The following is an 8,675-nucleotide window of genomic DNA, read 5'->3' on the forward strand; positions in this document are numbered from 1 at the left end:
TCCGTAGCTTTTCACGATTTTCGAGCGTGCGACTGACGCTGGAGAACATGCGCACTAATTTCTTCAGCTCGTTTGCTGTCCTATGTCCTCCGCCGTCGAAGATGAATGGGCGTCCGGTTTCGGTAAGCAGCTGGCAGCTGCTGAGTTTCCGTTTGTGGGTCGTAGACCGCAATAGGCGCGGCCGTTCACGCGCATACATGGAAGCTCGGATTGGCGATCAATCCAACCTGCGCGTGCGAATGTCCTGCATCGGCGGTGTGCCGAACATTCGCCGGTATTCCCGGCTGAATTGAGACACGCTCTGGTAACCGACCGAAAAGGCGGCCGAGCTCGCGCTCGTCGGTTCGTTCAAGAGCAACCGTCTTGCTTCGTGGAGTCGAAGGGTTTTTTGATATTGAAGTGGAGCCATGCCCGTCGCGGCCTTGAATCCCCGATGAAAGGCGGAGCCGCTCATGCCGACCGACTGCGCGATGTCCTCGACCCTGAAAGGGCAGGCGTAGTTTTCCGCAATCAAGGCAAGCGCCTTTCTGATCTGCGATGCCCTAGGGTCGGCGGTCGCGATCTGCCGCAGGACCGCGCCCTGTGGGCCACGCAAGAGGCGATACAAGATCTCTCGCTCCAGCAGCGGAGCCATGATCCCGACCTCCTCGGACCGGTCGATCAGCTGTAGCATCCGGCTCCAGGCATCAAGCAGGTCGCGGTCAGCAAAATCGACTGCGAACCCTTTCCGATCGGCTCGGTGTATAAAATCAGGCATGTTGATGGTGAGACCGGAGACGATCTCAGCTTCGATCGCGAGACTGATCGCGAGATAGGGGCGATTTGCACTCGCCTCGGTAATTTTTCCCAGCACCGGGAGATCAAGAGCCGCGGTAAAGGTGTGCCCAGCGCGATAGATCAGGATCTCATCCCCGATCGAGAGCTGCTTTTCGCCCTGCAATATCAGGCTGACGACCGGACAATAGGTTTCCGGCAGCAGGTCGATGCACCGGCTCACCTTGTACAGCCCGACATTCGGCATGGGGGTGGCCGTGAGCCCTTCCTCGCTCTTGCGAGCGACCGTGGCAGCCAGCTCGGCGATAACCTGATCCATGGCGCGCACATGTCAGGCCGAACGCCATCGATCAACGGTTTGCCAGAAATAGGCAAAGATCGGGCAGGATCGGGTGCGCCGAACATACGGCACCAGCCTATCTGCAGCCTGACACGCATGGAGGCAGCATGAATACCGTCGGGAACACCATTTTCATCACCGGAGGAAGCTCCGGCATCGGTAAGGCTCTGGCGCATCGTTGGCACGATCTGGGCAACACGGTCATCGTTGCTGGTCGTCGGTGCAGCGCGTTGCAGGAAACGATCGAAGGTCGACCCAGCATGGCGTTCTACGAGTTGGACATCACCGACCCCGACGCGATCGCCACCGTCGCCCGGCGACTGATCGCAGAGCATCCGGACCTCAATGTGCTGGTCAATTGCGCCGGTATTTCAGGGGTGGAAGATCCCACGATCGCCCGTGACCTTTCGCGCGCCGAAAGGATGATCGAAACCAATCTTCTGGGGACGATCCGTATGGTCGACGCGCTCGTCGAGCATCTGAAGCATCGTCCGGCAGCGGCCATCGTCATGGTTTCCTCGGGCACCGGTTTCGTGCCGTATCCTAGCGCACCGACATATTCGGCAAGCAAGGCGGCGCTGCATTCCTACACAGTGTCGTTGCGCGCCCTTCTGCGAAATGTGCCGCAGGTGATCGAGATCATCCCCCCGCAAGTGGCGACCGAGCTGTTGGAAGGACTGAAGGACTCCCCATTCAGCGTTCCGCTCGCGAAATTTGCCGACGACGTGATGGCGCAACTCATCGCGCACCCGTCCGCGGATGAGATCATCGTTGACGAGGTGACGCCGTTCCGCTTTGCCGAACGGGACGGAAAGGTCGGCAAGATTGTGAGCGACATGTTGGCTGGCGCCTGAGCTTAGGGCAGGACTGTTGCTGACCTCCGTTGACCTTCGATCGTACCGGCGCAGCTGACCTGAACAAACGACCGGATCTGGGGAGCAGAAAACGCGAGCTGAGCGACCGAATGTGGGTCGTGGCAGTCTTAGCTCATCAAGCGTCCCCCCGATCAAGTTCGTCCCCGGATGTCATATCCTCCGAAGCCCGCCAGCGCCGAACCGTGCGTAGAGCGTTGGCAGGACGAAGAGCGTCAGCAGCGTCGCCGAGATCAGGCCGCCGATGACGACGGTCGCCAGCGGCTTCTGCACCTCGGCGCCGGCGCCGTGGCCGAGCGCCATCGGCACGAAACCGAGGCTGGCGACGAGCCCAGTCATCGCCACGGGGCGCAATCGGGCGAGCGCGCCGTCGTGCGCGGCCCGGACCCGGTCGATGCCGCGGGCCATCAGGTCGTGGATCGATGAGACCATCACCAGACCATTGAGCACAGCGATCCCCGACAGCGCAATGAAGCCGACCGCGGCCGATACCGATAACGGCATGCCGCGCAGCACGAGCGCGAGCACGCCGCCGACCAGCGCGAGCGGCACGCCGGTGAACACGATCACCGCGTCGCGGATCGAGCCGAGCGCGCCGTACAGAAGCAACATGATGACCGCGAAGCAAACGGGTATGACGAGCAGCAGCCGATCGCGCGCGGAAGCGAGGTTCTCGAACTGCCCGCCCCATTCGACATAGGTGCCGGGCGGCATCTTCACCTGCGCATCGATTGCAGCGCGCGCGTCGGCGACAACACCGGCGACGTCGCGGTCGCGGACGTTGGCCTGGACAACGACGCGGCGTTTGCCGTTCTCGCGGCTGATCTGGTTAGGGCCGTCGACGACCGCGATGTCGGCGACGGTCGATAGCGGTACGAAGCCGCCGGCTGACGTCGGCACGGGGACCTGCGCCACCTGGGTCAGGTCGGAACGCGATGCCTCCGATAGACGGATCACGACTGGGAAGCGGCGGTCGCCCTCGAAGATCAGGCCGGCTCCGCGCCCGCCGATCGCAGCGGCGACCGTGTCCTGTACGTCGCTGGCCGTGACGCCGATCCGCGACATCGCCATGCGGTTCGGACGGATGTCGAGCATCGGCAGGCCCTCGGTCTGTTCGACGCGTACGTCGACCGCGCCACGGGTCTTGCGCAGGACGTCGGCAATGCGGTCGGCGGCGGCGTTCATGCCGCCGAAGTCGTCGCCGAAGATTTTCACCGCGATATCGCCGCGCACGCCGGCGATCAGCTCGTTGAAGCGCATCTGGATCGGCTGCGTGATCTCGTACGCATTACCGGGCAGCGTCGAGAGCCGTTTTTCGATCCGTTCGACCAGCGCTGCCTTGGCGAGGTTCGGGTCGGGCCATTCGGGCCTCGGCTTCAGGATCACGAAGGTGTCGGTAGCGTTCGGCGGCATCGGGTCGCTTGCGATCTCGGACGTGCCGGTGCGCGAGAAGGCGAAGCGGACCTCGGGCTGGCGCGCGAGCATGTTCTCGACCTGGAACTGCATCGCCTGGCTCTGGTCGACCGAGGTGCCGGGAATACGGACCGCTTGGACGAGGATGTTGCCTTCGTCGAGCTGCGGCAGGAATTCCTGGCCGAGCGTGGTGAAGGCGACTCCTGCGATCGCTAGCGCGCCGACCGCGATCCCGAGCGTCATGCTCGGACGACCCATCGCCTTGCCCAGCCCGGGTTCGTAGCGGCGACGCAGCCAGCCGACGATGCCGCTTTCCTTCTCGTCGACCGGCCTGCTCAGCCCTATCGCAATAGCGGCGGGGACGAACGTCATCGACAGGATGAAGGCAAAGACGAGCGCGATGATGACGGTCAGCGCCATCGGTTCGAACATCTTGCCCTCGACGCCGGTGAACGTCAGCAGCGGGGCGTAGACGAGAATGATGATCGCCTGACCATAGACCGACGGGCGGATCATCTCGCGTGCCGATGCGGTGACCAGATCCAGGCGGTCTCGAAGCGATAGCGGTGCATTTCTGTCATGCTGTGCTTCTCCGAGGCGACGCAGCGCGTTCTCGACGATGATGACGGCGCCGTCGACGATGAGCCCGAAGTCGAGCGCGCCCAGACTCATCAGGTTGGCCGACACTCCGGCCTTGAGCATGCCGATGCTGGTGAGCAGCATCGTGACCGGGATCACCAGCGCCGCGATCAGCGCCGCGCGGAAGTTGCCGAGCAGTACGAATAGGACGACGATGACCAGCACGGCCCCTTCGGCGAGGTTGCGGGCGACGGTCGCGATCGTCGCGTTGACCAGTTCGGTGCGGTTGAGCACCGGCTTCACCACGACGTCGACGGGCAGCGCGGGGCCGATCTCGTCCAGCCGCTTGCCCACGCCCGTCGAGACGGTGCGGCTGTTCTCGCCGATCCGCATGACCGCGGTGCCGACGACGACTTCGTGGCCGTTCTCGGATGCGGACCCCATGCGCAGCGCCTGGCCGGTGCGGACGGTGGCGATCTGGCTGAGTAGGATCGGCACGCTTTCGCGCGTCGCGACGACGGTGCGCGCGAGTTCGTCGGCGTTGCGGACGCGGCCGTCGGCGCGAACCGCGAGACCTTCGCCGTTGCGGTCGACGATGCCGGCGCCGGCGCTGGTGTTGTTGCGTTCGAGCGCGGTGGCGAGGTCGTTCAGCGTGATCTTCATCGCCGCCATCCGCTGGATATCGGGGACGACGAGATACTGTTTGGTGTAGCCGCCGAGGCTGTCGACGCCGGCGAGACCCGCCGTGCTTTTCAGCTGCGGCGTGACGATCCAATCCTGCACGGTGCGCAGATAAGTCGCCTTGTCGGGTTCGCTGACGAGGTGGTCGCCTTCGGGCGTGATGTAGCTGCCGTCCTTCTGCAGGCCGGGCTCGCCATTGCGGTGGTTGACCTGGTCGAGCTCGCGATATTCGACCGTCCACATGAAGATGTCGCCCAGGCCGGTGGCGATCGGCCCCATCTCGGGCGTCACGCCGTCGGGCAGGTCGGCCTCGGCGGTCCGCAGCCGTTCGGCCACCTGCGATCGCGCGAAATAGATGTCGGTCTTCTGGTCGAACACGGCGGTGATTTGCGCGAAGCCGTTGCGGCTGAGCGAGCGGCTGTATTCGAGACCGGGAATACCGGCGAGCGCGGTCTCGACGGTGAAGGCGATCTGCTTCTCGATCTGGTCGGGTGAGAGCGCAGGCGCGACAACGTTGATCTGGACTTGGTTGTTGGTGATGTCGGGGACGGCGTCGATCGGCAGCCGCTGGATAGCGAAAACGCCGGCGAGCGCGGCGGCAAGCGTCAGCAGCAGGACGAGCCAGCGCTTCTCGACGGCAAGCGTTACGATACGGGACAGCATGGCTTAATCCTCGTCCTTCGCCGCGCCCTTGCCGAGTTCGGCCTTGAGCGTGAACGAGTTGGTGGAGGCGATGCGCTCCTCGCCGGTCAGGCCGGCGGTCACGGTGACCGTGCCGCCATTGGTGCGGCCGAGCGTCACCGGCGTGGCGCGGAAGCCGGTCGCGATGCGGACGAACACGTGCGGCCGGTCGCCGATCATCTGCACGGCCGCCGAAGGTACGGCGACGCTGCGGTCGCCACTGGCGGGCAGCAGGACCGAGACGCCGACATTCTCGCCGACACGCCACACGCCGCCAGCATTGTCGATCGTGGCGATCACGGGGACCAGGCGCGTCGTCTCGTCGAGGATCGGCGAGACGAAGGTGACGCGGCCCTCCTGACGGCGGCCGGCGGAGGTCACTTCCATGCGCGCGCCAGGTTTCACGCGTCCGGCATCCGCGGGCACCAGCGACATCGTCACCGATACCTTGGCGAGGTTGGCGACGCGGAACAGCTCGGAATCGGCGGCGACCTGCTGGCCGAGCGTGGCCGACCGGGCGATCACTTGACCCGCTATGGGCGAGCGCACCGCGATGCGATTGAGCGCGCCGCCGCCGCCGCCGGTGGCCGACAGCTGCTGCCGCGCGATACGCAGCGCGATGCCGGCCTCGGTCGCGGCGGTGCGTGCGGCGACGAGATCCTGCTCGGGCGAGACGCGCTCGGCGAACAGTCGCTGTTCGCGGCGGAGGTTCGACTGGGCGAGCGCGGACCGCGCACCGGCTGCCTCCACCTCGGCGTTGAGCGAGGCGGCCTCGCGGCTTTCGATGATCGCCAGCGTCTCGCCGCGACCGATCGACTGGCCGAGATTCCGGGTGAGTGAAACCAACCTGCCGCCGATCGGGGCGGACACGATTTGCACGCTCTGCGGATCGCCTTCGATCGTCGCCGGCAGCTCGATCGCCCCGGCTACGCCGCCCACTGTCGGGCGGGTTACCTCGATGCCGGCATCCGCGATCTGCTGGACCGACAGAGTGGCGACGGCGGGATCGCCTCGGCTGCTGTCCTTTTCGACACGCGCTTTGGCGCCGGCCTCCGTTTCCTGCTCGGAGGAGCGTCCGCAGCCGATAACGGCCAGGGCGATGGCGATGGGCGCGATCGCCCGCATGGTGATGGTCATCGATCGGTGTCCTTGGGCGTCGGCGCGGCGGTGGTGAGCCGTTCGAGACGGGCCTGTGAGTCATGATAGGCGGCGAGCGCATTGATCGCGGCCGTCCGGGTATCGAGAAGGGTGCGCTCGGCGTCGAGCAGGTCGAGCTGCCCGAACTTGCCCTCGCGGTAGCCGATGCGAGCGATCCGCGCGGCCTCCTGCGCGGAGGCGAGGGCAGGGCCGGTGGCGTTGCGCGCCGTCGTGGCGGCGTTCGCTGCATCGACCCGCGCTTCGGCAATATCCTGTTCGGCGTCGAGCAGCGCCACGCGGCGCAGCGCGTCGGACTTGTCGCGCTGGGCGTTCGCCACGGCGACGGCGGAACGGCCGCCGTTGAAGACGGTGAGCGGGATCGAGACGCCGAAGACCGCCGCGACATCGTTGGTCTGCTCGAGCCTTCGGGCACTGGCGCTGAGCGTGAGGTCCGGCACGCGCTGGCTTCGCGCAAGGCGAACCTGGGCCGTGGCGGTGTCGAGATCGGCGAGGGCGGCGGCTGCGGTCAGCGTGCTTGCGGTGCCGGGAGCGGGCGACTGGCGGATCGTATCCACGCGTTGGAACCATGCGTCGTCGAGCGCTCCAACGGGTATGCCGAGAAGGTGGGCAAGGTTCGCCGTGGCGACGACCGCCGAACGCGCCGCGCGCTCGACGGCGCCATCGGCGGCTACGCATGCAACGTCGGCCCGCTGTTCCTCAAGCGGTGATGCCCGACCGGCTTGGACCCGCACGCGGGCTACGCGCAGGACCTCGGCGGCGATTCTGAGCTGATCGCGGGCGATGCCGAGGCGGCGCTGCGCGGCGACGGCAACGGTATAGGTCTGCGCGACACGCAGGCGCAGGTCGGCACGGGCGATGTCGGCCTGGATACCGGCGCGGCCGATCTGCGCCTCGGCGACAGCGATCCGGGCGCTGCGCTTGCCCCCGCGTTCGAACGGCAGTGCGAGGCCGACCGTCGTCTCGGACGACCGCAGTCCCTGATAGATGCCGGTTCCGGCGACGTTCTCGGTCTCGGCGACGATCGACGGGTTCGGACGAAGCGCGGCGACGCGACGCTGTGCTTCGGCGACGCGGACTCCGGCGGATGCTGCATCCTGGAAGGGCGAGGATGCGCCAGCGCGGGCCAGCGCCTCGGCGAGGGTTAGTACCGGTTCGGCCGAGGCCGGCGGACTGGTCTGGGCCTGCAGCGACGATGCGCAGACCCCTGCGGCCATGACGGCCGCGATGGTGCGATGCATTGGGATGCTCCTGACGACGGGGACGCGGGCGCGCACGGCGCACCCGATCGACACGTCAGGCTTTCGGCGGTCTCAGAGCGGCGTCGGCATCGCGGCCGACGAGCGTGGCACCAGCAACGGGCGCGAGCATCGAGCCGGCCGGACCGGTCGTGCCGGCAAGCGTGTCGGCGTCGGGCGCACTCATGTGGTGCGCGTGGCAGCTGCCATGATGGTGTGGATAGCCCTTGTCGGCATCGGCAGCGACCTGATCCCCGTCGCCATCAAGGTGCGACGCGGCCTCGTACTGGCTGGTCTCGATGCACCCGCCGACTTCAGCCGCATGCGCCACCCCGACCCAGGCGGTCAGGACGAGCATTAAACAGGCAAGAAAGGGCAAAAGCCGCCGCATCGCCTGGGGAGGTAGCAGATAAAGATATTGCTGTAACCGGGTACGGCGGCTCGACCCAATCACGTCGGGTTTGAGAATGAACGAGTGACCGGAGTTGGGGAGAAGCGAGGAGCCTTTCAGCGTCCGCTTCTGGGTCCGCTCAGACCTCGGTGCGTTCGGCCAATTCCAAAGCGTCTTCCACGTCAACCCCCAAGTAGCGCACCGTGCTGTCGATCTTGGCATGGCCGAGAAGGATCTGAACGGCGCGGAGGTTACCAGTCGCCTTGTAGATGATCGATGCTTTCGTGCGCCGTAGCGAGTGCGTCCCATAATCCTGCGCCGGAAGGCCGATGCCGACCACCCACTCGCGCACAAGGCGGGCATATTGCCGCGTGCTCATATGGTCCATGTAGTCGTTGCGGCTCGGGAAAACGAAGTCGTTCAGTGTCCCTCCACGTCGCTCCAACCATGCCCGCATCGTCTTTCGCGCCGTGTCCATTATCTCGAACTGAACCGGTCGTTTGGTTTTCTGCTGAACCACGACGGCGCGGTCACGGACGCGCCCGCCGGAA

Annotated in this window: 7 protein-coding genes; 1 reads left to right on the forward strand and 6 read right to left on the reverse strand. The window is 65.9% G+C overall.

Annotated elements, in window-relative coordinates; all coding sequences use genetic code 11:
- Positions 1–217: 217 nt before the first annotated feature.
- Positions 218–1,093: an AraC family transcriptional regulator N-terminal domain-containing protein gene (locus tag ACLBWL_RS17065; protein ID WP_447795009.1), complete on the reverse strand. Its 876-nt coding sequence runs from the start codon at positions 1,091–1,093 to the stop codon at positions 218–220.
- A 128-nt stretch (positions 1,094–1,221) separates the two neighbouring features.
- On the opposite strand from ACLBWL_RS17065, the gene ACLBWL_RS17070 reads away from it, so the two are divergent.
- Positions 1,222–1,968, forward strand: coding sequence for an SDR family oxidoreductase (locus ACLBWL_RS17070; protein WP_447795011.1), 747 nt, complete (start codon positions 1,222–1,224; stop codon positions 1,966–1,968).
- Positions 1,969–2,139: 171 nt separating this feature from the next.
- Here ACLBWL_RS17070 and ACLBWL_RS17075 read toward each other — a convergent pair whose 3' ends face one another.
- The 5 genes from ACLBWL_RS17075 to ACLBWL_RS17095 all read right to left on the reverse strand — a co-directional run.
- On the reverse strand, positions 2,140–5,322 hold the full coding sequence (locus tag ACLBWL_RS17075; protein WP_447795013.1) for an efflux RND transporter permease subunit: 3,183 nt from the start codon (positions 5,320–5,322) through the stop codon (positions 2,140–2,142).
- A gap of 3 nt (positions 5,323–5,325) precedes the next feature.
- Complete coding sequence (locus tag ACLBWL_RS17080) at positions 5,326–6,477, reverse strand: efflux RND transporter periplasmic adaptor subunit (protein WP_447795015.1); 1,152 nt, start codon at positions 6,475–6,477, stop codon at positions 5,326–5,328.
- Positions 6,474–7,736, reverse strand: a complete 1,263-nt coding sequence (locus tag ACLBWL_RS17085) for a TolC family protein (RefSeq protein ID WP_447795017.1) — start codon at positions 7,734–7,736, stop codon at positions 6,474–6,476. Before ACLBWL_RS17085 ends, ACLBWL_RS17080 begins: the two co-directional genes overlap by 4 nt.
- 55 nt (positions 7,737–7,791) lie before the next feature.
- Positions 7,792–8,112: a hypothetical protein gene (locus ACLBWL_RS17090; protein WP_447795019.1), complete on the reverse strand. Its 321-nt coding sequence runs from the start codon at positions 8,110–8,112 to the stop codon at positions 7,792–7,794.
- Positions 8,113–8,263: 151 nt separating this feature from the next.
- A partial coding sequence (locus ACLBWL_RS17095; protein ID WP_447795020.1) for a tyrosine-type recombinase/integrase occupies positions 8,264–8,675 on the reverse strand: 412 nt, incomplete at its 5' end.

The organism is Sphingomonas sp. M1A8_2b (assembly GCF_053345535.1).